The 26,972-nt window shown below is 35.6% G+C and carries 9 protein-coding genes; 8 read left to right on the forward strand and 1 reads right to left on the reverse strand.

All coding sequences use genetic code 11. The annotated features are described in order from the left end of the window. The first annotated feature begins 70 nt into the window (after positions 1–70). The 3 genes from rpoB to ACJJVP_RS10840 all read left to right on the forward strand — a co-directional run bounded on the left by rpoB (position 71) and on the right by ACJJVP_RS10840 (position 8,613). Positions 71–3,880: a DNA-directed RNA polymerase subunit beta gene (gene rpoB, locus ACJJVP_RS10830; protein WP_405413583.1), complete on the forward strand. Its 3,810-nt coding sequence runs from the start codon at positions 71–73 to the stop codon at positions 3,878–3,880. Between the two features lie 63 nt (positions 3,881–3,943). Further along, positions 3,944–8,242, forward strand: a complete 4,299-nt coding sequence (gene rpoC, locus ACJJVP_RS10835; protein WP_405413585.1) for a DNA-directed RNA polymerase subunit beta' — start codon at positions 3,944–3,946, stop codon at positions 8,240–8,242. A gap of 56 nt (positions 8,243–8,298) precedes the next feature. Further along, positions 8,299–8,613: a DUF3467 domain-containing protein gene (locus ACJJVP_RS10840; protein WP_036155930.1), complete on the forward strand. Its 315-nt coding sequence runs from the start codon at positions 8,299–8,301 to the stop codon at positions 8,611–8,613. A 33-nt stretch (positions 8,614–8,646) separates the two neighbouring features. On the opposite strand, the gene ACJJVP_RS10845 is transcribed toward ACJJVP_RS10840, so the two are convergent. After that, positions 8,647–10,236, reverse strand: a complete 1,590-nt coding sequence (locus ACJJVP_RS10845) for a peptide chain release factor 3 (RefSeq protein WP_405413587.1) — start codon at positions 10,234–10,236, stop codon at positions 8,647–8,649. Between the two features lie 379 nt (positions 10,237–10,615). Between ACJJVP_RS10845 and ACJJVP_RS10850 the strand changes: the two genes are divergently transcribed. The 5 genes from ACJJVP_RS10850 to ACJJVP_RS10870 all read left to right on the forward strand — a co-directional run bounded on the left by ACJJVP_RS10850 (position 10,616) and on the right by ACJJVP_RS10870 (position 26,784). Continuing rightward, entirely contained in the window at positions 10,616–13,294 is a 2,679-nt protein-coding gene (locus ACJJVP_RS10850) for an Ig-like domain-containing protein (RefSeq protein WP_405413590.1), read from the forward strand. Positions 13,295–13,307: 13 nt separating this feature from the next. After that, positions 13,308–14,261 (forward strand): type IX secretion system membrane protein PorP/SprF, encoded by a 954-nt coding sequence (locus tag ACJJVP_RS10855; RefSeq protein WP_405413592.1) that lies wholly within the window; start codon positions 13,308–13,310, stop codon positions 14,259–14,261. 15 nt (positions 14,262–14,276) lie between these two features. Next, entirely contained in the window at positions 14,277–16,217 is a 1,941-nt protein-coding gene (locus ACJJVP_RS10860; protein ID WP_405413594.1) for an OmpA family protein, read from the forward strand. A gap of 295 nt (positions 16,218–16,512) precedes the next feature. Continuing rightward, entirely contained in the window at positions 16,513–20,967 is a 4,455-nt protein-coding gene (locus tag ACJJVP_RS10865; protein ID WP_405413595.1) for a Calx-beta domain-containing protein, read from the forward strand. Between the two features lie 171 nt (positions 20,968–21,138). Beyond that, positions 21,139–26,784: an FG-GAP-like repeat-containing protein gene (locus ACJJVP_RS10870; RefSeq protein WP_405413597.1), complete on the forward strand. Its 5,646-nt coding sequence runs from the start codon at positions 21,139–21,141 to the stop codon at positions 26,782–26,784. Positions 26,785–26,972 lie beyond the last annotated feature (188 nt).

Here is a 26,972-nt window from a genome sequence, read left to right on the forward strand (position 1 = left end):
TTTTATAGAATTAGGTATATTAAGAGGTATACTACTCATTTAGTACTCACGATCAAAACACTGTCCGTAGATGTTCACAAATAATACTGAAAGAATAAGCTTCGCTTCCGCAAGAAACACACCGGATTACCCGGATTTCTTAGATATTCAGATTAAATCTTTCCAAGACTTTTTTCAACTAGAGACTAAATCGGATGAAAGAGGTAACGAAGGTCTTTATAATACCTTCATGGAAAATTTTCCAATTACTGATACAAGAAATCAGTTCGTATTGGAATTTTTAGATTATTTCATAGATCCACCAAGATATTCTATTCAAGAATGTATCGAACGTGGTCTTACTTACAGCGTTCCTTTAAAAGCACGTCTTAAATTATATTGTACGGATCCTGAGCATGAGGATTTCGAAACAATTGTACAGGATGTTTATTTAGGTACGATTCCTTACATGACTCCAAGTGGTACCTTTGTTATCAATGGTGCTGAAAGGGTTGTTGTTTCTCAGTTACACCGTTCTCCTGGTGTATTCTTTGGACAGTCTTTCCATGCAAATGGAACAAAATTATATTCTGCTAGGGTAATTCCTTTTAAAGGTTCTTGGATAGAATTCGCTACCGATATTAATGGCGTTATGTATGCTTATATCGATAGAAAGAAAAAATTACCGGTTACTACATTGTTCAGGGCTATTGGTTTTGAGCGTGATAAGGATATATTAGAGATTTTCGACCTATCGGAAGAAGTTAAGGTTTCTAATGCCGGACTTAAAAAAGTACTTGGTCGTAAATTAGCGGCAAGAGTTTTGAACACTTGGCACGAGGATTTTGTTGATGAGGATACTGGTGAGGTTGTATCGATCGAGCGTAATGAGATTGTACTTGATAGAGATACCATTCTTGAAAAAGAGCATATAGCAGAAATTATTGATGCAGATGTAAAAACTATTCTTTTACATAAAGAGAATAATGCGCAATCTGATTATGCTATTATACATAATACATTACAGAAAGATCCAACGAACTCTGAAAAAGAAGCAGTTGAGCATATCTATCGTCAATTACGTAATGCTGAGCCGCCAGATGAGGAAACAGCACGTGGTATTATAGATAAATTATTCTTCTCTGATCAACGTTACAACTTAGGTGAAGTTGGTCGTTATAGAATGAACAAAAAATTACAGTTGGATATTGGAATGGACAAGCAAGTCTTGACTAAGGAAGATATCATAACTATTATCAAATATTTAATTGAGTTAATTAACTCAAAAGCAGAGATTGATGATATTGATCACTTGTCTAACCGTCGTGTTAGAACAGTAGGTGAGCAATTGTCTTCTCAATTCGGTGTTGGTCTTGCGCGTATGGCAAGAACAATCCGTGAGCGTATGAACGTTCGTGATAATGAGGTATTTACACCTATAGATTTAATTAATGCGAAAACATTGTCTTCAGTTATTAATTCTTTCTTTGGTACAAACCAGCTATCTCAGTTTATGGATCAAACAAATCCGTTAGCAGAGATTACGCACAAAAGAAGATTATCTGCATTAGGTCCAGGTGGTTTATCTAGAGAGCGCGCAGGTTTCGAAGTACGTGATGTTCACTATACACACTATGGTCGTTTATGTCCTATTGAAACTCCAGAAGGTCCAAACATTGGTTTGATATCTTCTTTATCTGTATTTGCGAAAGTAAATCCGATGGGCTTCTTAGAGACACCATATAGAAAGGTTACAGATTCTGTAGTAGATTATAAAAATTTTACATATCTAAGTGCTGAAGAAGAAGAGGGAATGAAAATCGCGCAAGCGAATATTCCTATGAAAGAAGACGGTACAATTGATGCTGAAAAGGTTATTGCAAGAGAAGAAGGTGATTTCCCTGTTGTAGATCCATCAGAAATTCAATATACGGATGTTGCTCCTAATCAAATTGCATCTATTTCTGCATCTTTAATTCCTTTCTTGGAACATGATGATGCGAACAGGGCTTTGATGGGATCTAACATGATGCGTCAGGCAGTTCCGTTGTTAAAACCACAATCGCCAATTGTTGGTACAGGTTTGGAGCGTCAAGTAGCTTCAGATTCAAGAGTACTGATCAATGCAGAAGGTGATGGTGTTATTGAATATGTAGATGCTCAAAAAGTTACTATTAAGTATGATAGAACTGATGAAGAAAGATTAATCAGTTTCGAAGATGATAGTAAGACTTATTTCTTGGTGAAGTTTAGAAAGACCAACCAAGGAACAAACATTAACCTGAAACCAATTGTACAAGTTGGTGATAGAGTTAAAAAAGGTCAAGTTCTTTGTGAAGGTTATGCAACTGAAAAAGGTGAATTAGCATTAGGTAGAAACTTAACAGTGGCGTTTATGCCATGGAAAGGATATAACTTTGAGGATGCAATTGTAATTTCTGAAAAAGTTGTTCGTGATGATATTTTCACGTCTATTCACGTTGATGAGTATTCTTTAGATGTTAGAGATACTAAATTAGGAGCAGAAGAGCTTACGCATGACATACCTAACGTTTCAGAAGAGGCTACAAAAGACCTTGATGAAAATGGTATGATTAGAATTGGAGCAGAGGTTAAGCCTGGTGATATTCTAATTGGTAAGATTACTCCTAAAGGAGAGTCCGATCCAACTCCAGAAGAAAAATTATTGCGTGCTATTTTTGGTGACAAGGCTGGTGATGTAAAAGATGCTTCATTAAAAGCTTCACCTTCGTTAAGAGGTGTTGTAATCGATAAGAAATTATTCTCTAGGTCAGTTAAAGACAAGAGAAAACGTTCTGAAGATAAAGAAGAGTTATCTAAACTGGAATTAGAATACGAAGTAAAATTCCAAGAATTGAAAGATGTTCTTGTTGAGAAATTATTTACTATAGTTAATGGTAAAACTTCTCAAGGTGTTTTAAATGATTTAGGTGAAGAAGTATTACCTAAGGGTAAAAAGTATACGATGAAAATGTTGAACTCTGTTGATGATTTCGCTCACTTAGTTGGTGGAAGCTGGACAACGGATAGTGATACTAATTCATTAGTAGCTGATTTGCTTCATAACTATAAAATTAAACTTAACGATTTACAAGGTAACTTGAGAAGAGATAAGTTTACAATATCTGTTGGTGATGAGTTACCAGCTGGTATTATGAAGTTGGCTAAAGTCTATATTGCTAAAAAGCGTAAGCTTAAAGTTGGTGATAAAATGGCAGGTAGACACGGTAACAAAGGTATTGTATCTAGAATAGTGCGTCATGAAGATATGCCGTTCTTGGAAGATGGAACTCCTGTAGATATCGTTCTTAATCCACTAGGTGTACCTTCTCGTATGAACATTGGACAGATTTATGAAACTGTATTAGGTTGGGCTGGGCTTAAACTTGGTAGAAAGTACGCGACTCCAATTTTTGATGGTGCTACTTTAGATCAAATTAATGCTTATACTGACGAAGCAGGTATTCCAAGATTTGGTCATACATACTTATATGATGGTGGAACTGGACAACGTTTTGATCAACCTGCAACGGTAGGTGTGATCTATATGTTGAAACTTGGACACATGGTAGATGATAAGATGCATGCTCGTTCAATAGGACCATACTCTTTAATTACACAACAACCATTGGGTGGTAAAGCTCAATTTGGTGGTCAGCGTTTTGGAGAAATGGAAGTTTGGGCACTTGAGGCATATGGTGCATCTGCAACTTTACGTGAGATTTTAACGGTTAAATCTGATGATGTAATCGGAAGAGCTAAAACTTATGAATCTATCGTTAAAGGTGAGACAATGCCAGAACCTGGTTTACCAGAATCTTTCAACGTTTTAATGCACGAACTTAAGGGATTAGGTTTGGATATTAGACTTGAGGAATAGTTCAATATTTTATATTGAAGAACTATTAAGTAAAACAAATTAAAACATTATCAGCACGCTATTATGGCAAGAATAAAAGATAATAACCCAGTAAAAAGGTTCGATAAAATTTCAATAGGATTAGCTTCGCCAGAATCTATTTTGGCAGAATCTAGAGGTGAAGTTTTAAAGCCTGAAACAATTAACTATAGAACTCACAAACCAGAACGTGATGGTTTATTCTGTGAGCGTATTTTTGGTCCTGTTAAGGATTATGAATGTGCTTGTGGTAAATACAAGCGTATTCGTTACCGTGGGATCGTATGTGACCGTTGTGGTGTAGAAGTTACAGAGAAAAAAGTTCGTAGAGATCGTGTAGGTCATATTAACTTGGTAGTACCGGTTGCTCATATCTGGTATTTCCGTTCTTTACCAAATAAAATAGGATACTTATTAGGTTTACCTTCCAAGAAACTGGATATGATAATTTACTACGAACGTTACGTAGTTATTCAGCCAGGTATAGCTAAAGGTCCTGAAGGAGAGGAAATCCAAAAAATGGATTTCTTGACAGAAGAAGAGTATTTAAATATTATTGATACTATTCCTCAAGAAAATCAATACTTAGAAGATTCTGACCCAAATAAGTTTATCGCTAAAATGGGAGCAGAGTGTCTAATTGATTTGTTAGGTAGAATAAATCTTAAAGAGCTTTCTTTTGAGCTAAGACATAAAGCAAACACAGAAACTTCTAAGCAACGTAAAACGGAAGCTTTAAAACGTTTACAAGTTGTAGAAGCTTTAAGAGAATCTCAGGAGAATAGAGAAAATGAGCCAGAATGGATGATTATGAAAGTAATTCCGGTTATACCACCAGAATTACGTCCATTAGTGCCATTAGATGGTGGTCGTTTTGCAACTTCAGATTTAAATGATCTTTATAGAAGGGTTATTATCCGTAACAACCGTTTGAAGAGATTAGTTGAAATAAAAGCACCAGAAGTTATTCTTAGAAATGAGAAACGTATGCTTCAGGAAGCTGTCGATTCTTTGTTTGATAATACAAGAAAGGCATCTGCTGTAAAAACTGAATCTAACAGACCGTTAAAGTCACTTTCAGATTCATTAAAAGGTAAGCAAGGTCGTTTCCGTCAAAACTTACTTGGTAAGCGTGTTGATTATTCTGCACGTTCGGTAATTGTTGTTGGACCGGAATTGAACTTATACGAATGTGGTCTTCCAAAAGATATGGCTGCTGAATTATATAAGCCTTTTGTAATCAGAAAACTGATAGAAAGAGGTATTGTAAAAACAGTAAAGTCCGCTAAGAAAATTATAGACAAAAAAGAGCCTGTAGTTTGGGATATTTTAGAGAATGTATTGAAAGGTCATCCAGTTTTATTGAACAGGGCTCCTACATTACACCGTTTAGGTATTCAAGCTTTTCAACCTAAATTAATAGAAGGTAAAGCAATTCGTCTTCACCCATTAGCATGTACTGCATTTAATGCGGATTTTGATGGGGATCAAATGGCGGTTCACTTACCATTAGGACCAGAAGCAATTTTAGAAGCACAACTATTGATGCTTGCTTCTCAAAACATATTAAACCCTGCGAATGGTTCACCTATTACGGTACCATCACAGGATATGGTCTTGGGTCTGTATTATATGACCAAAGAGCGTAAATCAACACCAGAAGTACCAATTATTGGTGAAGGTTTAACATTTTATTCAGCAGAAGAGGTGGAGATTGCTTTTAATGAAGGCATGGTAAATCTTAATGCAGGTATAAAAGTTAGAGCGAAGGATTTTAATGAAGAAGGTGAGTTGGTTTATAAAATTATACCTACAACCGTTGGTCGTGTATTGTTTAACAATCACGTACCAGAGGAAGCAGGATTTATAAATCAGGTATTAAACAAGAAAGCTTTAAGAAATATTATTGGTGATATTTTAGCGGTAACTAGTGTTCCTGTTACAGCTGCATTCTTGGATAAAATTAAGACTATGGGATATGAATTCGCTTTCAAAGGTGGATTGTCCTTTAGTTTAGGGGATATTATTATTCCTGCTGAAAAAATGGACATGATCGGTGAAGCCAATGTTCAGGTTGATGGTATTATGGCTAATTATAATATGGGTCTTATTACTAACAATGAAAGATATAATCAGGTAATTGATGTTTGGACATCTACTAACGCTCAATTAACAGAGTTGGCTATGAAACGTATCCGTGAGGATCAGCAAGGTTTCAACTCGGTTTATATGATGCTTGATTCTGGTGCAAGGGGTTCTAAAGAACAAATTCGCCAGTTAACAGGTATGCGTGGTTTGATGGCTAAGCCTAAAAAATCTACTGCCGGTGGTGGGGAGATTATTGAAAACCCGATTCTTTCTAACTTTAAAGAAGGTCTTTCAATTCTTGAGTACTTTATTTCTACTCACGGTGCTCGTAAAGGTCTTGCGGATACCGCTTTGAAAACGGCAGATGCTGGTTACTTGACAAGAAGATTGGTAGATGTTTCTCAAGATGTTATTATTAACACTGAAGATTGTGGAACATTAAGAGGTGTAGAAGTTCAGGCGCTTAAGAAGAATGAAGAAATCGTTGAAAGCTTAGGTGAAAGAATTTTAGGTCGTGTATCATTACATGATGTATATAATCCAATGACCGAAGAATTAGTCCTTCAAGCTGGTCAGCAAATAATGGAAGCTGATGTGAAGAGAGTTGAAGCATCTCCGATTGAGAAAATCGAAGTACGTTCTGCTCTTACTTGTGAAGCTGAAAAAGGAATTTGTGCTAAATGTTACGGAAGAAACCTTTCAACCAATAAAATGGTACAAAGAGGTGAAGCTGTAGGTGTTGTTGCTGCTCAGTCAATTGGTGAGCCTGGTACACAGCTTACACTTAGAACATTCCACGTAGGTGGTATTGCAGGTAACATTTCTGAAGATAACAAATTAGAAGTGAGATTCTCCGGTGTTGCTGAAATTGAAGATTTAAGAACAGTTACTGGTGAAGGTTCGGATGGTAAGCCAGCTGAAATTGTAATCTCTAGAACTAGTGAGATAAAAGTTGTTGATGCCAAAACTGGTATTACTTTAAGTACAAGTAATATTCCTTACGGTTCTCAATTATTTGTTGAGAACGGAGCTAAGGTTACTAAGGGTGATGTTATTTGTTCTTGGGATCCATATAACGGTGTTATCGTTTCGGAGTTTCCAGGTAAAATAGCTTATGAGAATATTGAACAAGGTGTAACTTATCAAGTTGAAATTGATGAGCAAACCGGTTTCCAGGAAAAAGTAATTTCTGAATCTAGAAACAAGAAGTTGATACCAACATTATTGATTCAAGATGCTAAAGGTGAAACTTTACGTTCGTACAACCTACCTGTAGGTTCTCACATTATGGTAGATGATGGAGATAAGATTAAGGAAGGTAAGACGTTGGTTAAGATTCCGCGTAAATCTGCTAAGGCAGGTGATATTACGGGTGGTCTTCCAAGAGTTACTGAATTATTCGAAGCAAGAAACCCTTCAAACCCAGCTGTAGTATCTGAAATTGATGGTGTAGTTTCTTTTGGTAAGATTAAAAGAGGTAATAGAGAAATTATCATTGAATCTAAATTAGGCGAGGTTAAGAAATATCTAGTGAAACTTTCTAATCAAATCTTAGTACAAGAAAACGATTATGTTAGAGCTGGTATGCCATTGTCTGATGGTTCTATTACTCCAGAAGATATCTTGGCAATTAAAGGACCATCTGCTGTTCAACAGTACTTGGTAAACGAAGTTCAGGAAGTTTATAGATTACAAGGTGTGAAGATTAATGACAAACACTTTGAGGTCGTTGTTAGACAAATGATGCGTAAAGTAAGAATTCAAGATCCAGGTGATACAATCTTCTTAGAGAATCAATTGATTCATAAAGATGATTTCATTAGGGAGAATGATGAAATCTTTGGTAAGAAAGTGGTAATGGAAGCAGGTGATTCTGATAACCTTAAACCAGGTCAAATTGTTACTCCAAGAGAGTTAAGGGATGAAAATTCTTTATTGAGACGTGGGGATAAGGCATTGGTTGAAGCTAGAGATGCTGTTTCAGCAACTGCAACTCCAATATTACAAGGTATTACAAGGGCTTCGTTACAGACGAAATCATTTATTTCTGCTGCATCGTTCCAAGAAACGACTAAGGTGTTAAATGAAGCTGCTGTAAGTGGTAAGATTGATACATTGGAAGGTCTTAAGGAGAATGTTATTGTTGGTCATAAGATTCCGGCTGGTACGGGTATGAGAGACTATGATAGCATTATTGTTGGGTCGAAAGAAGAATATGATGAAATAATGGCCAGAAAAGAGGCATTAAGATTCTAATTATATACTAACCCTCAAATTTTATTTGGGGGTTATTTTTTTAATAAAACTATAATATGAGTGACAATAAGAATCCGAGTCAAAAACAAATTAATATTGAATTGGATGAGAAGATGGCAGAAGGAATTTATTCTAATCTAGCTATTATTAATCATTCGGTATCTGAATTTGTAGTTGATTTTATTAGTATGATGCCTGGAGCCCCAAAGGCAAAGGTGAAGAGTAGAATTATACTTACTCCGCAACATGCTAAGAAGTTTTTAAAAGCATTGAATGATAATGTACAGCGATTTGAAAAAGCTAATGGTACAATAAAGGATTATGAACAACCTTCGATACCAATGAATTTTGGTCCGACCGGTGAAGCATAAAAAAAAGCCCAACTTTAAAAGTTGGGCTTTTTTTTATTCAAATTCAGAAGTAAAATGAAATTTCACTGATGGATATTTTTGCTGTGTCATTTGCAATGAAAACTGAGAGTCAGCCAGAAAAACCAGTTGTCCTTTTTTGTCTTTTGCTAAGAACTTTTGCTTTACGCGTTCAAATTCTTTGAATTCATCAGTTTTTCTATTCTCTATGCCCACCCAACAGGCTTTATGTACATTAAAGTTTTCGTAACTACATTTTGCACCATATTCATGCTCAAGCCTATACTGTATAACTTCAAACTGTAAAGCGCCTACAGTTCCAATAATTTTTCTTCCGTTTAGTTCTAAGGTAAATAATTGTGCGACACCTTCATCCATCAACTGGTCAATGCCTTTATTAAGTTGTTTAGACTTCATGGGGTCAGCATTGTTGATATATCTAAAATGCTCAGGAGAGAAACTGGGAATACCTTTATAGTGTAAACTTTCTCCTTCTGTTAAAGTGTCTCCAATTTTAAAATTACCGGTATCGTGTAATCCGACAATATCACCAGGGTAAGAGATATCGACAATTTCTTTTTTTTCGGCAAAGAATGCATTAGGGCTAGAGAATTTTAGATTTTTCCCATTTCTTACATGTAAGTATGGTTTGTTTCTCTCAAAAGTACCGGACACGATTTTAATGAAAGCTAACCTATCTCTATGCTTGGGGTCCATATTTGCATGGATTTTAAAAACAAATCCGGTCATTTCCTTTTCATTTGCTTCAACAAGGCGCTCTTCTGCATTTTTTGAACGTGGGGTAGGTGCTATTTGAACAAAACAATCTAGTAGCTCTCTAACACCAAAATTGTTTAATGCAGAACCAAAGAATACGGGTTGTTGGTCACCTTTAAGATATAGTTCTTTGTCAAAACTTGGGTAAACACCCCAAACCAATTCCAAATTGTCTCTTAATTCAGATGCTGCTTTACTTCCTATAATTTTATCTAACTCCGGATTTGCAACATCGTCAAAAGCAATAGTCTCTTCAATGTTCTTTTTACTATCGCCACTAAAAAGGTTTATATTTTTTTCAAAGATGTTATATATACCTTTAAAATCGTAACCCATGCCAATTGGAAAACTCAGAGGAGTAACTGAAAGTCCTAATTTTTGTTCCAATTCATCTAATAGGTCAAAGGCATCTTGCCCTTCTCTATCCAACTTATTGATGAATACCAGCATTGGTATTTTTCTCATCCTACAAACTTCAACCAGTTTTACGGTTTGCTCTTCAACGCCCTTTGCAACATCAATAACAACAATTACACTATCAACTGCAGTTAAGGTTCTAAAAGTATCCTCAGCGAAGTCTTTGTGACCTGGGGTGTCGAGAATGTTGATTTTCTTGTCCTTATAATTAAAAGCAAGAACAGAGGTAGCGACAGAAATACCTCTTTGTCTTTCGATTTCCATGAAATCACTGGTAGCAGTTTTTTTGATTTTATTGTTTTTAACAGCTCCCGCTTCCTGAATCGCACCACCAAAAAGCAATAATTTTTCAGTTAGTGTGGTTTTACCTGCATCTGGATGAGAAATAATTCCAAAGGTTCTTCTGCGTTCTATTTCTTGCTTAAAGGTCATGTACAAAATTTGTGCAAAAGTAATATAAATTCAATTCTTAACATTGTTACTTAAAGTATTGGTGAAATTGAATATTATTTTGGCTATTATTTAATCTTTCGAATAATGGCTTTTCATGGTAAATTGTATTTTTTTAATAAAATATGATCTTTTATTTAGTTGTTCTCGTATATAAAAAGAAATGTTAATTTTTTTTATGGTTTGGACTGATTTTTTAGCAGATAAACTATTGAATTTGATGGTTAATCGAAAAAGAATTTGAGTTGATTCAATTATAATATATCTTAGCACCGTTTAAATAAGACTGCCCCACTTTCTTATACAGAACATTAAAAAAACACTACCATTATGCCATGGTGATTAGTAAACACTAACACTTATGGGTAAAATTACTTTGATATTGCGCAACTTTTTTTCATTTAAAAGCTGCATCTTTTTAGCAACATTGCTTTTAACATTTTCTTTTTCAACTTCTGATAAGCTAGAAGCTGAATTATTTGATTTCTATGCTGTAGACACTGATGGTGACGGAATTTATGATTCAGATGATATTGATGATGACGGGGATGGTATAATAGATTCTAATGAAGATAAGAATTTAGACGGAGACAATGATCCTTCTACGAATTCCAATGACACGGATGGTGATGGTTTTCCTGATTATTTGGATTTGGATTCTGATAATGATGGAATCTTAGATAATATCGAGGCTCAAAAGGCTATGCTTATTCTTTCTCCATCAGGTATGGATGTTGATGGTAATGGTTTGGATGATGTGTATGAATTATCTCCAGGTTCAGGAGAAGGTCTAATTGCCATTGATACTGATGGCGATAATGTTTTTGATTACTTGGACTTTGATTCCGATAACGATGGTATATTAGATAGTAATGAGTCAAGTGAGATTGGTAATGACTTTAATTGTGATGTAGCGCCAACATTAAGTTTTAACAATGTGCCAACCTTAGAATCGGGTAGTGGCTTTAATGAAGGTGCGGTGTATAGGTTTTCTAATGTTACGGATAATCTTGATGCTTTAGTAACTATAGAACAGATTGTGAATGGTCGTATAAGTACGTTAGACCAAAATTCTGTAGACCCCGATTTTTTTAAACCTGAAATTGAATTTACTACATCAGATGAAGTTAGAAGACCTTTTGTTGATTTACGTATTTCAATGGTTAATACCGGAACTAATGATATTACGTTTGTTGATGAGTTAATTGCTAATTTTATTGATGTCGATGGTAATACCCAATATCAAGAATTTAATAGATTTGATACCCCGGCAAGCTATACCTTTGATACTCCTAGTGATGTAGGTGTTGTCTTCACGGCTGGAGGGCTTTTGATTAATGGTGGTATGAGGGAGTATGACGGAATTTCAAATGCCAATCCATCGGTAAATGTGGCTGTTGAGTTTGTTAATATTAGTACATTTGTCTTTCGATTTGGTATAGAAACAGAAACTTCGGATAATTTCACAACAGCGGTACCAAGGCAATCAGGAATTCAGTTTTCTTGTTTGGATAATTTTATTTCTCCTCAAACAGTTTCTTTTAGTAAGGACATAGATTCGGATGGCGACGGTTATCCAGACAGAGTGGATATTGATTCTGATAATGATGGTATTCCGGACAATGTAGAGGCTCAGGTAACTGATGGTTATATTAGTCCTACCGGTCTTGATGATGATGGCGATGGTCTTGATAATGCCTATGATAATGGTGATTTTGAAGGTTTAAGTCCTGTGAATACTGACGGCACTGATGAAGACGATTATTTGGACGACGATAGCGACAACGACTTGGTTCCGGACAGTAACGAGGGTAACGATTTTGACTTTGACGGTGTTCCCGATCAGACCTATACGGGAGTGGATACCGATGGTGACGGCTTGGACGATGGTTACGAAGGTTCTGACGTCAATGATGGTTTCGATGTAAACGACGAGATCGATGATCCGGCGAACGACTTACCTGATACGGATGGTACCGAAGATGTGAATTACCGTGATTTGGATGATGACGGGGATGGCGTTGACACTCCCGACGAAGATGTCGACAATGATGGCGACCCTACCAACGATGACAGTGACAATGATGGCACTCCGGACTATTTAGATCCTGATACTGTACCTATGCAAGATTTAGATGCTATTGATGATATAGTTTCAACACCAATAAACACTCCAATAGAAATCGATATTCTTGACAATGATTTTGGGATTCCTTCGGATGGTACGTTAACGGTAACCGATCCATCAAACGGAACTGTGGAAATCAACGACGGAGGTACACCTGATGATATATCAGACGATACAATAACATATACTCCAAATGATGGATTCGAAGGAACTGAGACTATCGAATACACTGTTTGTGATGCGGAAGGTAATTGTGATACGGCTACTGTTACTATTACTGTAGGGGAGCCTGTTGCTCTTGATGTTGTAGATGATTCTGTTTCAACACCAGTAGATACTCCAATAGAAATAACTATACTAGATAATGATTTTGGAATTCCGACGGATGGTACTCTAACGGTAACAGACCCATCAAATGGTACAGTAGAGATTAACGATGGTGGAACACCAGATGATATTTCAGATGATACAATAATATATACTCCAAATGGTGGTTTTGAAGGAACCGATATTATTGAATATACCGTTTGTGATGCAGAAGGCAACTGTGATACTGCTACGGTAGAAATATCAGTTATCAATGATAACCCTGTTGATCCTGATGATACGGTAATAGAGGTAAATCAAATGGTAACACCGAATGGTGATGGTAAAAATGAGTTTCTATTTATTAGAGGTGTTGATAAAATTAGTCATAGCACTTTGAAAATTTTTAATAGATGGGGTGTTGCTGTTTATGAAGGTGAAAATTACAATAATCAAAATAATGTATTTGATGGTAGGTCTAGAGGTAGGTCTACATTGGGTGTAGATGAATATCTTCCAGCAGGAATATATTTCTATATATTTGATTATACTACCTTTGAGGGGGTAAACAATGTTGATAGTGAATATCTGTATATTAGTAGATAATAGTTTATAAAATATGAATATTAAAAACAAGTTTTTAATTCTGTTAGGTGGCTTACTGCTCATTTGTGGTAATGTTGTAGCACAACAAGATGCTCAGTATACTCAATACATGTTTAATACAATGAGTGTCAACCCTGCATATGCAGGTTCTAGGGGACAATTAAGTATAACAGGTTTGTACAGGTCTCAGTGGGTAGGTCTTGAAGGGGCTCCTGAAACACAAACATTGAACATACAATCTCCAATAAGAAATAGTAAACTAGGTTATGGAGTTTCAATAGTTAATGATCAAATAGGTAATGGAGCTGTTCAAGAAACTTATTTTGATGCAGTTTTATCTTATACTATTGATGTTTCTGCAGAGGGTAAGTTATCTTTTGGGATAAAAGCAGGAGGTAATTTATTGAATTTAGATTTTAATCAACTTCGTAATTTTGACAATGAGGTAGTAGATTCTGATAATATTGAGAATAGATTTTCTCCGAATGTAGGTGTTGGTTTATATTACCATTCAAACAGATTTTATGCAGGTCTTTCTGCTCCTAATTTATTTGAAACAGAACATTTTGATAATTCACAACAAGATGCTAACAGTACACAGTTCTTATCTAAGGACAGAATAAATTTCTATTTAATTACAGGGTACGTTTTTGATTTAAATGGCAACTTGAAATTTAAACCAGCATTACTGACAAAAGTTGTTGGAGGAGCTCCTTTACAGGTTGATTTTTCTGCTAATTTTATGTTTAATGAGAAATTTACTTTTGGAGCGGCATACAGGTGGGATGCAGCAGTTAGTGCTATGGCTGGTTTTCAAATTTCAGACCAATTTTTGATTGGACTAGCATATGATAGAGAAACTACAGATTTAGGCGGTACTCAATTTAATGACGGGTCTTTTGAAGTACTTTTAAGATATGAATTGGTAAAATCATTTCAAAAATTGGTTTCACCTCGTTTTTTCTAAATGGCAAATTTATATATGAAGCATAAAGTAAAGTTTATAATAGTATTATTACTGTTCTTTAATGGATTGACTAACGCTCAAGAACGTCTAATTCAGAAAGGAAATGAAAAATTTGAATCTTATTCCTTTAGTCCTGCTATAGATATTTATAAGAAGGTATTGGATAAAGGCTATGTTTCTGCAGACTTATTAAGAAAATTAGGTAATTCATACTATTACAATGCGGATTATAAAGATGCTGCAGACATCTATGGGCAAATGGTTGCGGACTATTCAGTCGAAGTAACAGCAGAAGATTATTTTAAGTATGCACAGTCACTTAAAACTATCGGTGAGTATGATAACTCTAATCTTATAATGGATAAATTCATTGAAATTACTAAAGGAGATGGTCGTGCTAACGTTTTTGATGAAGATCGAAATTTTATGGCTGAAATCGAGGAAAATTCAGGTAGATACAATTTAGGTCCTTTCGAGTATAATTCACCATATTCAGATTTTGCACCGTCATTTTACAAAGAAGGATTAATTTTTTCTTCAGATAGGGATACAGGAAATTTTGCAAAATATCGTCACACTTGGAATGCTAAAGACTTTTTAGATTTGTATGAAGTAAATGTAGATAGTTCTTCTTTAGAGAAAGTTAAGAAACTGGGTGAAAATGTAAATACTCGTTACCATGAATCTACATCAGTAATTACCAATGATGGAAAAACAATGTATTTTACACGAAACAATTCTGAAAAGAAAAGAACTGTAAAAGATGACAAAGGTATTGTTAGATTAAAAGTGTTAAGAGCTGTATTAACTGAAGAAGGTATTTGGGGAGAAGTAGAAGAATTACCTTTTAATAGCGATTCGTATTCTGTAGCTAATCCAGCCTTGAGTCCTGATGAGAAAACATTGTATTTTGTATCAGATATGCCAGGTTCATTGGGTGAATCAGATTTGTATATGGTTACTGTCAATGAAGACCGTTCTTTCGGTACACCTCAAAATTTAGGACCGAATATTAATACAGAAGCTAGAGAGACTTTTCCATATATAACTTCTGAAGAAATTTTGTATTTTTCCTCTGACGGGCACCCTGGGTTAGGGGGCTTAGATGTTTTTGCAACAAAAATTAAAAGACAAGACTTTACCGGTAAAATTTTAAATGTTGGTAAGCCCATTAATAGTAATAGTGATGATTTCACTTTTATTTTCAATGAAGAGTTAAGAACAGGTTATGTTGCCTCTAACCGCGAAGAAGGAATGGGCTATGATGATATATACAGTTTTACAGAAACACGACCTCTAGTTTTTGACTGTTTACAAAAAGTTTCAGGAACGGTTAGGGATAAAATTTCTAATGAAGTTTTAGTAGGTGCAACGGTAAAAGTTATAGATGAAAATAATGAAGAGCTATTATCAGTTATTACAGATTCTGATGGTAGTTATAATTTAGAACTAGATTGTAATAAAGGTAATTTTGTTAGAGCTTTAATGGAAGGTTACGTGCCTTTTGAAGAATATATAGGTGTTTCTGATGGGAAACCAAAAATCATCGATTTCTATCTTGAAAGAGACAATATTACAGCTGGATTTGGAGATGATTTGGCAAAATTACTTCAGTTGAGTACAATATATTTCGATTTTGATAAATATAATATTAGAGAGGATTCTGAGGTAGAAATAGAGAAGGTCATAGCAGCTATGGAAAAGTATCCTAGTTTAAGAATAAAAGTGAATGCACACACTGATAGTAGGGGAACCGACACATATAACTTATGGTTATCTAATAAAAGGGCAGAATCAACAGTTAATTATATGATTAAAAAAGGTATATCTAAAGATAGGCTTATAAGCGAAGGTTTCGGTGAAACTAAGCTATTGAACGAATGTTCAGATGGTGTTAAATGTTCTGCATCCAAACATGATGTCAATAGAAGATCGGAATTTATTATATTAGAATAATAAGCTATTTATTAAAACTAAAAAAGCAACCAATTCATTGGTTGCTTTTTTAGTTTTAATACTTATTTTGACATAAAAAAATTGAGTGAAGACTAACTAAAATAGGCTGTAATCGATGAATTACAGTAAAATTATAATGGTGTTTTTTATTTTTAAACAGCACTATTAACCTTCTTCATGTGGTAAAACTACCAATTCACAACATATATTAGTCGTCACCTCTTCTTCTAGTTAATTTTGTGGGTGATATCGACTGCAGTAATACTCTGCTGTATGTTTCCCCATTAGGTTGATTATGAGTTTAAAACATATCGTTTATTTAATATTTATATTGTTTACAGTAAGTTTCTATGCACAAGAAACATACTTAGATACCTTTACTAGCACATCTTATGCTATAAATAACGGTACTCAAAATTTTAGCTCAGACTGGATTGAACAAAATGATAATAATGGAGCTTCTGGTGGTAGTATTAGAATAACTGGCGGTCGACTTAGATTTAGACAAAGTGATGATGGTTGGATTTATAGATTCGTACCATTGTCAGGTGCTTCTTCAGCAACTTTAACATTAGATTACGACGCCAATTCCGCAAGGGGTGAGGCAATTGATGTCTTTATTTATAACTCAGATACAAATAATTGGAATTTTGTTCAGAGATTAGATAGTGGTGCAGGTTCTTTGTCATATGATTTAACTGCTGCTGAAATTGCATCTAACCCTGCTATTATATTCTTTCCTGCAGATACGAATTGGACTAATAATTCAATAATATTTATAGATAATGTACAATTTACAGCCACATTTGGTTCAGAAGTTTTAGTAGATGATGTTACCGTTGATGAAAGTGCAGGTGTTGCAACATTTACGGTAAGGCATGGAGGTAGCGCGGCTAGTGGTCCATATACTGTTGACTATACTACTACTGATATATCTGCAATTGCAGGGCAAGATTATACAACATCTAGCGGCACCTTAAATTTTGATGGTTCCATTTATGATACAGAAACGATTACGATTTTTATCACTGATGACACCATTTTTGAAGGAGATGAAACCTTTCAATTTGCATTTACAAATACATCTGATCCTGATGTAGATATTGCAGATACAGCTATAGGAACAATTTTAGCAAATGATGCTTTAATTATTACAGATGGTGGTTCGGCAACCACATGCGATGACACTTTTTTAGATTCTGGTGGTATTAGTAATTATTCAGATAATGAAGATATTGTGTATACTATTTGTCCAGATACTGCAGACAATTATATACAAGTAGATTTTGAACAGTTTGATGTAATATCAGGAGATATCTTGTATGTCTATGACGGTGATTCTACTGGTGCAACATTATTAGGGCAATACGATAATGATAATGTGCCATCGCAAATTTTTGCATCTAATGATGATGGTTGTTTAACCTTTAGGTTTACTTCTAATAATAACACTACTGGTAATGGTTGGCAAGCTACTGTAAGTTGTTCACCTCCCGGTCCCAAAATAGTGGTTGACGACGTTTACATTGATGAAGATTCTGGTAGCGCTATTTTTACGGTAACTCACGTACGTGATGCGCATGGTTATCAATCCTTTTTCTTTGGTTTAATAGAAACACCGTTTACGGTAGAGTATATGGTTAGCGATGGTACTGCTACCAATGGTAGTGATTACGTTACGGTAAATGGAACATTAACGTTTAGTGGAGAAGTAGGTAATGTGCAAACATTCTCGGTTCCTATTATAGATGATGGAGTACCAGAATTAGTGGAGTTTTTTACTGTTGGTTTTTCAGATGCTACAGCACAATATGCTACAGTAGATTATAGTGATACGGCAAGTGGTTTTATTAATTCACAAATATTGGCAAATGATCCGTTAACCTTGTTTCAAGAGTTTGATGGGTATTTTGATTATTCTACAACAGGTGGTTCACTAAGAACAAATGATAATAATACAAATGCATGTTCTGTAACTACATCATCCTCTAATACTTTAATTGCTCCAATACCTAATACGGGTACGATTAAAAAGGCATATTTATATTGGGCACATTCTAGTACAGTGGTAGATGGAGAAGTAACTTTTGAAGGGCAAACCGTAAATGCTAATTTTCAATATCAAACTACCTTAACAAATCGAAATTTTTATGGATATGTAAGTGATGTCACCGATATCGTTGAGGGTATTGCTGATCCATCAAACAATGTGTTCGATTTTTCTGGTTTATCTGTAGATAATTCGAATACTTATTGTTCTTCAGCTACTGTTTTAGGTGGTTGGACACTCTTTGTATTTTATGAAGACCCAAGTTTGCCTGCAGTAAACATTAACCTTTATCAAGGTTTTGATGGTTTAAGTAATGAGGGAACATCATTTACACTAGATAGTTTTTATGCCATTGCCGGTGCAGGCGCAAAAGCATCATTTTTATCATGGGAAGGAGACTCTACTTTAGATGGGAGTAGTTCGGGAACAACGAATCCGAATGGAGAAAGACTATCTATTACGAATCAGAACAATCAAGCTTTTGGATTAACTGGAGACGGTGGACAAACAGGGAATAATGCGTACAATTCAACTTTATATGATAATACGGTAACTCCAGATTATAATGTCACTACAGCATATGGCGTCGATTTGGATACCTATGATATTTCCACATTTGTTTCTCCAGGAGATTCAGAAGTAACCGCAAATGTAGATGTTGGTCAAGATTTTGTTATTTCCGCAGCTGTGGTTTTAAAAGTACCTTCTAATTTAATTGCAGGTACCGTTTTTGAAGATGTTAATTATGGCGGTGGTGAGGGCAGAAATATGATTGACGCTAACGGTGTTGGTATTTCTAGTGCTATCGTAGAATTATACGAAGATGACGGAACTTTTGTTAGAAGAACAAATTCCAACGTTAATGGGGATTATAGTTTTGGTGGTATGGCAGATGGTGATTACTACGTAAAATTAGTAAACTCAACGGTACGCTCTAATAGAGCTAGTGGTATAAATTGTACAACATGCGTACCTGTACAAACTTTTAGAACTTATGGCGATGTTGATAATAATATTGAGGTATTGACAGAGATAGGTGGTACCGATCCTGCAGCATTTACCGATTCGGCATTAGGTGTATTTTCAGACTCACAAAGTTTATCAGCAGTACATATTGAAAGTAGTGGTGTAGCTAACATTGATTTTGGCTATAACTTTAATACTATTGTTAATACGAATCAATTTGGTCAAGGTTCGCTAGAACAATTTATTATTAATAGTAATACGTTAGGTGAAGCAATTTTAGATATAGATGCTAATTCTATTTTCGACCCAGCAGCAGAAGATGATGTATCGATATTTATGATGCCACCAAATGGTGATAGTTTTGGTAGAACTGCAGACGCAAATTATAATGCAAGTGGTTATTTTGACTTGACCATAGATAATGCTAACACATTAACTACAATTACGGGTACTAATACCATTATAGATGGTAGAACACAAACAGCTTATTCTGGTGATACCAATACTGGTACAATTGGGTCTGGAGGTACTGGTATAGGTATATCGAATACTGCTCTTCCAAACTATGATAGACCAGAAATTCAAATTCATAGGAACGGTGGTGATGTTTTAGATTTGAATGGTACTAATGTTTCTGTAAGAGGTGTTTCTGTCTATGCAAATAATAATACCGGTATTCGGGTACAAGGTGGTTCAGCTACTATTTCCAATAATTTACTGGGAGTTAATGCCATTGGTGCAGCATCAGGAAATATAGATTATGGTGTAGAGCAAACTGGTGGAGATGTAGAAATTTATTCCAACTATATATCTTCTAATACCGATGCGGGAATATTTGTAAATGGCGGTACAAGAAGTAATATTCAATCAAATCATTTGAATGCAAATGGGGCTTCTGCTTGCGCAGACAATATTATAATAGAAAATGGTAGTACTATAATTGTTCAAGAAAATCTAATAGAAACTGCGGCAGCCTCTGGTATTGATATTGATGATGTTGATAATGTTACAGTGTTGAACAACAATATTTTATTATCTGGGCAAAACGGTGGTAATTGTAGTGGAAATTACGACGGTATGGCCATTAAGGTTGCCGGTAGTGGGTCGGTTATACAACAAAATAGAATATATTCTAACGGTAGTGAAGGTATAGTAGTACTTTCTGGAACTTCTAATACAATCAGTCAAAATTCTATATATGCTAATGGTACGGTTATACCAAGCCTAGGTATAGATTTGGATAGGGACGGTGTAACATTAAACGATAATTCTGACTCTGATTCAGGATCGAATAACCTTGAGAATTTTCCTGTAATAAATTCAGCTTTTGTGTCAGGAAATAATTTGGTTGTTTCAGGTTGGGCGTCATCAGGTACAACGGTAGAAGTGTTTTTTACCGATGTAAATGAAGGTACGGCAACTTTAGGTGATAACCAATTAGGCTTATCTCAAGATTACGGAGAAGGGCAAGTATATATTGGAACAGCGATAGAAGGTAGCGGAGATGATCAAGACGGCACCACATCTTCATATAATGATGAAGATGGTAATACTGATAATACCAATAAATATAAGTTCGTGTTTCCTTTGCCTTCAGGTACTGTTGTTGGTGATTTAGTGACCACTACAGGTACTAGAGCTAACTCAACTTCTGAGTTTTCCCCAGAGGTTGTTATAACGGCTTATACGGTAATAACGAATAGGCGTATTACCTACAGGATAAAGGGTAATTAAATCTCATAAATTCAAATACCGAAAATAGTCATTCATCAACTTTTATATTGTTAACCGGTGTCAGAAGTGCTTTGACAACATTTATTTTATGACTAAACTAAATTAGCCCATTTTTACTTTGTATAATAAAGTGAAATATTTCCTCCGCTTTTACTGAATAAATGTTATCGAATGAAGATTTCTCTTATTAAAGGGATAAGACTAAATAGTAAGGGTTGTTTACTAATACTCGTATTATTTACCATAGGGGTAAAATCACAAACTACTTTCACAGAAAGTGCGGCTTCTTATGGCTTAGATTTAGGTCAGCCAAAAGATGGGGGTCATGCATGGTCCGATTTTGACAATGATGGCGATTTAGATGTTCTTGTTCTAGAAAATAATAATAGTTCAGGCGTTAAAAGTTTTTTAATGCGTAACAATGGTAACAATACTTTTACCAATGTTCAGGCTACCCTAGTACCGGGCATGTTGGGAGACTGGGCGGAAAGACAAGCTGCATGGGGTGACATTAACAATGATGGTAGACCAGATTTTTTAATAAACTCTTCAGGTAATAATAATGCTAGAAAAGCAATTCAAATTTTCATTCAAAACACAGATGGTACATTTGGTGATGGTATTGGTGGGTCGGCACCTATAACTATAGGTAGGTCAGGTGCTACAATTGTCATTCCAAATGTAAATTCCGAAGGAATCGGTTTTTTCGATTTTGAAGGAGATGGTGATTTAGATATTTTCTTCGACAATCATGATTTGGGAATAGAATTATTAAGAAATAATTTTATTGACCATACTACTCATACCGTATCAAACCCTGCTCCAAATGTATTATTTACACATATTACGACCGGTAACGGTAGCGGTGTTACAGAGTATGGTTTAAATCAATTTGCAACAGATGGGGATTATGGTACTGCAGCCGATGTTAATGACGATGGTTGGGTAGATATTTTTATGCGTAAGCGCGACGAGAACGATTTTTTCCTTAATCAAGGGGGTAATTTTTCTAATGGAGCAGATTTAGGTCAAGCATCGAATAATAATAAAGGAGCCAATGGTTTATGGGATTTAGATAACGATGGTGATTTGGATGCGGTTTGGACAGAAAATGGTCAAACGCAAATACATAGAAATGATGGTGGTGGAGTATTTACAGCGTTAGGAGCTGGTTCTTTTCCAGGTTTGCCTCAGCCAGGCAATATTGATATTGGTAGTTCTGGGGCAAGAATAGATGCTTTGGCCGGTGGTGATATAGATAATGATGGCGATATTGATATTATTTTAGTAGGTAACAGCAGAAGTTACTTATATATTAACCAATTAAATAGTCCAACACCGGCGCCAGGTATTATAGGCAGTGGTTCGGCAATGAATTTTTCGCTAGATTCTCAACAGTTTAATTCGGGTACAGACGGTGAAGGTACTACAATGGTCGATGTCGATGACGATGGAGATTTAGATATTTATATCAGCATCAATAATAATAGTAATCAATTATATATTAATAATTTATCAGCGGCTAACCGTAATAATCATTTACTTATAGATGTTACTGAAGATAGAGGTGCAAATGGTTCTACAGGCGGTTTTTTAGGTAGGGTCGCTATAGGTACAAATGTATTGATACGTGATTGTGAAGGTAATATCGTAAGTGGCCTAAGGCAGGTTAATGGTGTTTATGGCCATGGTACACAGCAACCCGAAGAAGTTCATTTTGGACTTCCTTTAGGTGAGGGTGAAACTTATATTATAGAAGTTCATTATCCAAATTTCTACGACTCTTCTGAGTCTAGTGGATATTCTAGGTTAATAGCAACAGCCATAGCACAACCTAGTACTATAGCAGGTACAAATCATTATACTTTAACTACTACAGATGCTGAGCTTATAGAAAATCCTAACGCTCCAATTGCAGAAGATGATGAAGTTGAAGTCACATACGGAAATTCCGTTTCTGTACAAATTCAATTATTTACAAATGATTCTGAACCAGATGGAGAAAATTTTTCAATAGAAAGTGTCACCCAGCCTTCTGTAGGTTCTGTAGTTATTGACGATGCCGAAAACGGATTAGTTACCTATACTTATAGTGACACAACACCTTTTCCTGGTGAAACTACTTTTGATTATACCATAACAGATTCAACTGATTCTCTCTGCCCTTCTTTAGGCAAAAACGATACTGCTACAGTTAGAATTTTTGAACCATGTACGGATCCAACGGGTATTGATACAGATGGTGATGGCATAAACGATATTTGTGACCTTGATAATGATAATGATGGAATTTTGGATTCAGATGAATGTACAACATCATCGTCTTTAGTAGAAAATGGAAATTTCACGGACTGGATATTTAATACAGGCTGGACAGCCAATGGTCAACAGTGGAATAAAGATGCTAATCGAGCATATTATCCAGATTGGAATGGTACAGGAATTGCTAGCTTTTTTCAAGAAATTAGTGTTAGTGCTGGTGTTGTAAATACAATAACTTTTGATTTAGGGTCAGACAATAGTAATGGAAAAGTTGTAACCTTAAATGTATTAATTGATGGTGCTGTTCAATTTACCGAAACATCCAATCAAATAGTAACCAATAATGGAGGTCGGTCTCAAAATGGGAATGAGACAACCAATATGCAAACACGTAACTTTTCTTTTACACCTACCGGAAATACGGTTACATTGCAGTTCGATGGTGTAGCAACACAAACGAATCATGATAAGATGTTTGTTGATAATGTAATGTTAGATACGGGTTGTTCAGATTCAGACGGCGATGGTATAGCGGATATTTATGATTTGGATAGTGATGGTGATGGTTGCTTCGACGCATTGGAAGGAGCAGATAATTTAGATTTTTCTGATTTAAACGGAGATGGAAGTATTGCAGGAGCTGTTGATTTCAATGGTGTGCCAACTACGGTAAGTGGAGGGCAAGGAAAAGGAAGTGCTGCTGATTACACGGTTACTTCAGAGTTGTGTGATGATGATGGTGACGGAGTCAATAATGCGAACGATAAATGCCCATATTTTGATGATGCTATAGATAGCGATAATGACGGTGTACCAGATGGCTGTGATGCAGATGATGATAATGATGGAATATCTGATTGCGAAGAATCTATAGATAGTGTTACCAATGAATTTGCATGGACATTGAATACCCCTGCAGGTAATTTGGAGATGGATACAGATTATGACTCGAAAATTGAAGATTGGGTGCTGAGCGATACAGAAACAATGGTATTGAATGGGTCAAAATTTTCTATATCAGGTAGTAATGTTAGAATAGAGCCATTTACTTCTTTAACAAAAGAAGAAGCTGTTCAAAATAATGATTATATAGAGGTTGCATTTACAACGACTTCAGAAATATCCTCAATAATTTTAAACGAAGTTAGATCTGGTTGGTATCAGCCAAATCAAGGTGATTCATATTATTCGGCAACTGCTTTTACCAAAGAAGGTTCTAATGCTTGGACAACTCTTTCAACAGACGTATTACATACAGATAATGGGGCAACTTATGCCTCTTTCCAACATTTGGGTAGCGCCCCTATTTATTTAGATGCAAATACTGAATATGTATTTAGGTTTTATGTCTATGGGCAAATAAATGACTCATCACAAACCTATTCAATTTTTGATGATATTGCATTTGGTATTACAGCCTGTAGAACTGGTAATTTAGATGGTGATGCAAATCCTAATCATTTAGATAATGATAGTGATGGTGATAGCTGTAATGACACAGATGAAGCCTATGCCGATGTTACGGCAGATTCAGATAATAATGGCATGTATGGTTCGGGAACACCAGCAGTTAATTCGGACGGTTCTGTAATAGCAGCGAATTACAATACACCAGCGGATGGTGATAGTAATGGTGATTATGATTTTTTACAAGTTGCAACAGCTCCAACAATAACACAACAACCTACAGATTCAAATGCTTGCCCAGATGGCACAACAAATTTTAGTATAACATCAGACGGAGATGGTTATCAATGGCAACAATTAATTAGCGGAACCTGGACGAGTATTTCTGACGGAGGAATTTATTCTGGTTCCGATACAGCAATTTTAACGATAACAAATCCATCGCTATCAGATGACAATAGTAGATATAGAGCAATTGTCTCCAATGCTGCTTATGTATGTGAAGATACCATATCTGATGAAGCGGTATTAAATATAGAGGTACCTAATTTAGACGCCGGAGAAGACCAAACTATATGTGATGGCGATTCGGCTACCCTAACAGCAACAGCCTCGGGAGGTAGTGGAAGTGGATATACATATTTTTGGAGTACGGGCGAAAACACTCCAACAATTACCGTATCACCACCTGGAAATACCAGCGGAAATGTAGTCGTAGATTACCAGGTTCAGGTAACCGATAGCAATGGATGTACGGATACCGATGGGGTTAGTGTTACAGTAGAACCAACGCCTACCATAACGGTTACGAGTTCACCAAGCTGTAATTTTGCACTCTTTCAACCTACAACCTACACTTTTGAGGTTACGGTAAGTGGAGGTACAGTTACAGCTACAGAAGGTACTGTTACTAATTTATCTGGAAATGTTTGGGAAATTGCTGATGTGTCAGACGGTACAGATGTTACTGTAACAATTAAAGAAGGTAATTGTAGTAGAGATTTACCAGTTACAGCGCCAAATTGTGTTTGTCCAGTTGTAGACCCTCCAGTAAATGATGGAGATGAAGAATATTGTCAAGGAGCTACTATTCCTGAAATTTCAGCAAGTACAAGTGGAGGAACAGTAACTATAGATTGGTATGATGCTGCGTCTGGAGGAAATGTATTGCAAAGTAATAGTCTTACGTATCAACCAACAGCTGAAGGAACCTATTATGCCGAAGCAAAAAACACATCAACAGGTTGTGTAAGTAGTTCAAGAACAGCGGTAACGGTAACAGAGAATGCGGCACCACTTGCGAATGCAGGAGCAAATAAAACGATATGTGATGGTGAATCGGCAACCTTAACAGCATCTGCTTCTGGTGGTAGTAGGGCAGGGTATACATATGCATGGAGCAATGGAGAGACTACGCCATCTATTACAGTAAGTCCGTCAGGAGACCCTGATATAAATACAACGGTAACCTATACAGTAACAGTAACAGATTCTAACGGTTGTAGTGATGATGATACAGTTAACGTAATTATTTATTCAGCCCCAACAGCAACAGTTACTACAACGGATGCCACTTGTGGGGTAGATAATGGGTCAATTACTTTTAGCTTTGCAAATCATCCTAATAGAAGCGGAATACAATTTAGTATAGATGATCAAGCTAATTATACTTCTACGATAGCAGATTCTAGTGGCAGTTATACATTTTCTGATCTTCCATCTGGTACATATGCATTATGGGTAAGATGGGGTAATAGTAATTGTCCAGTTGATTTGGGCGATTATGCAATCAATACGGTTCCGGTAGTTTCTATTGTAGATCAACCACAAAATATAACAGTATTGACAGGTGAAAATGCTACGTTCTCGTCTTCAGGTTTAAATGCAGATACATATCAATGGCAGGTAAGTGTAGATGGTGTAAGTTATACCGATATAGTCAATGATGCAGGGCATACGGGAGCACAATCGTCAACTTTGACCGTTGTCAATGTTCCTAAATTAAAAGATGGTTATTCGTATAGGGTGTTGACTTCAAATTCAAATACTGCATGTAGTCCGTTTGCATCTAACGCCGCGTTGTTATTTGTTCAAGTTAGAACGGTAATTACAAATAAACGTATAACATATCGTATAAAACCCAACTAAAAAAAATCGCTTAGCTGATTAAATTATATCTAAAAATGATTTTTTCATCTAAAGTTATTGGTTTTTTAGATGGAGTTTCTATACGTAGAATGCATATTTTTCAGGTATTTAATATGCGATAAAACTTCCCGAATAACGGCATGTCTTCGACGAATAACCATGTCAAATTAATAGTTGTTAATATTTTC

It is taken from the genome of Maribacter sp. Asnod1-A12, assembly GCF_045063735.1.
Lineage (GTDB): Bacteria > Bacteroidota > Bacteroidia > Flavobacteriales > Flavobacteriaceae > Maribacter.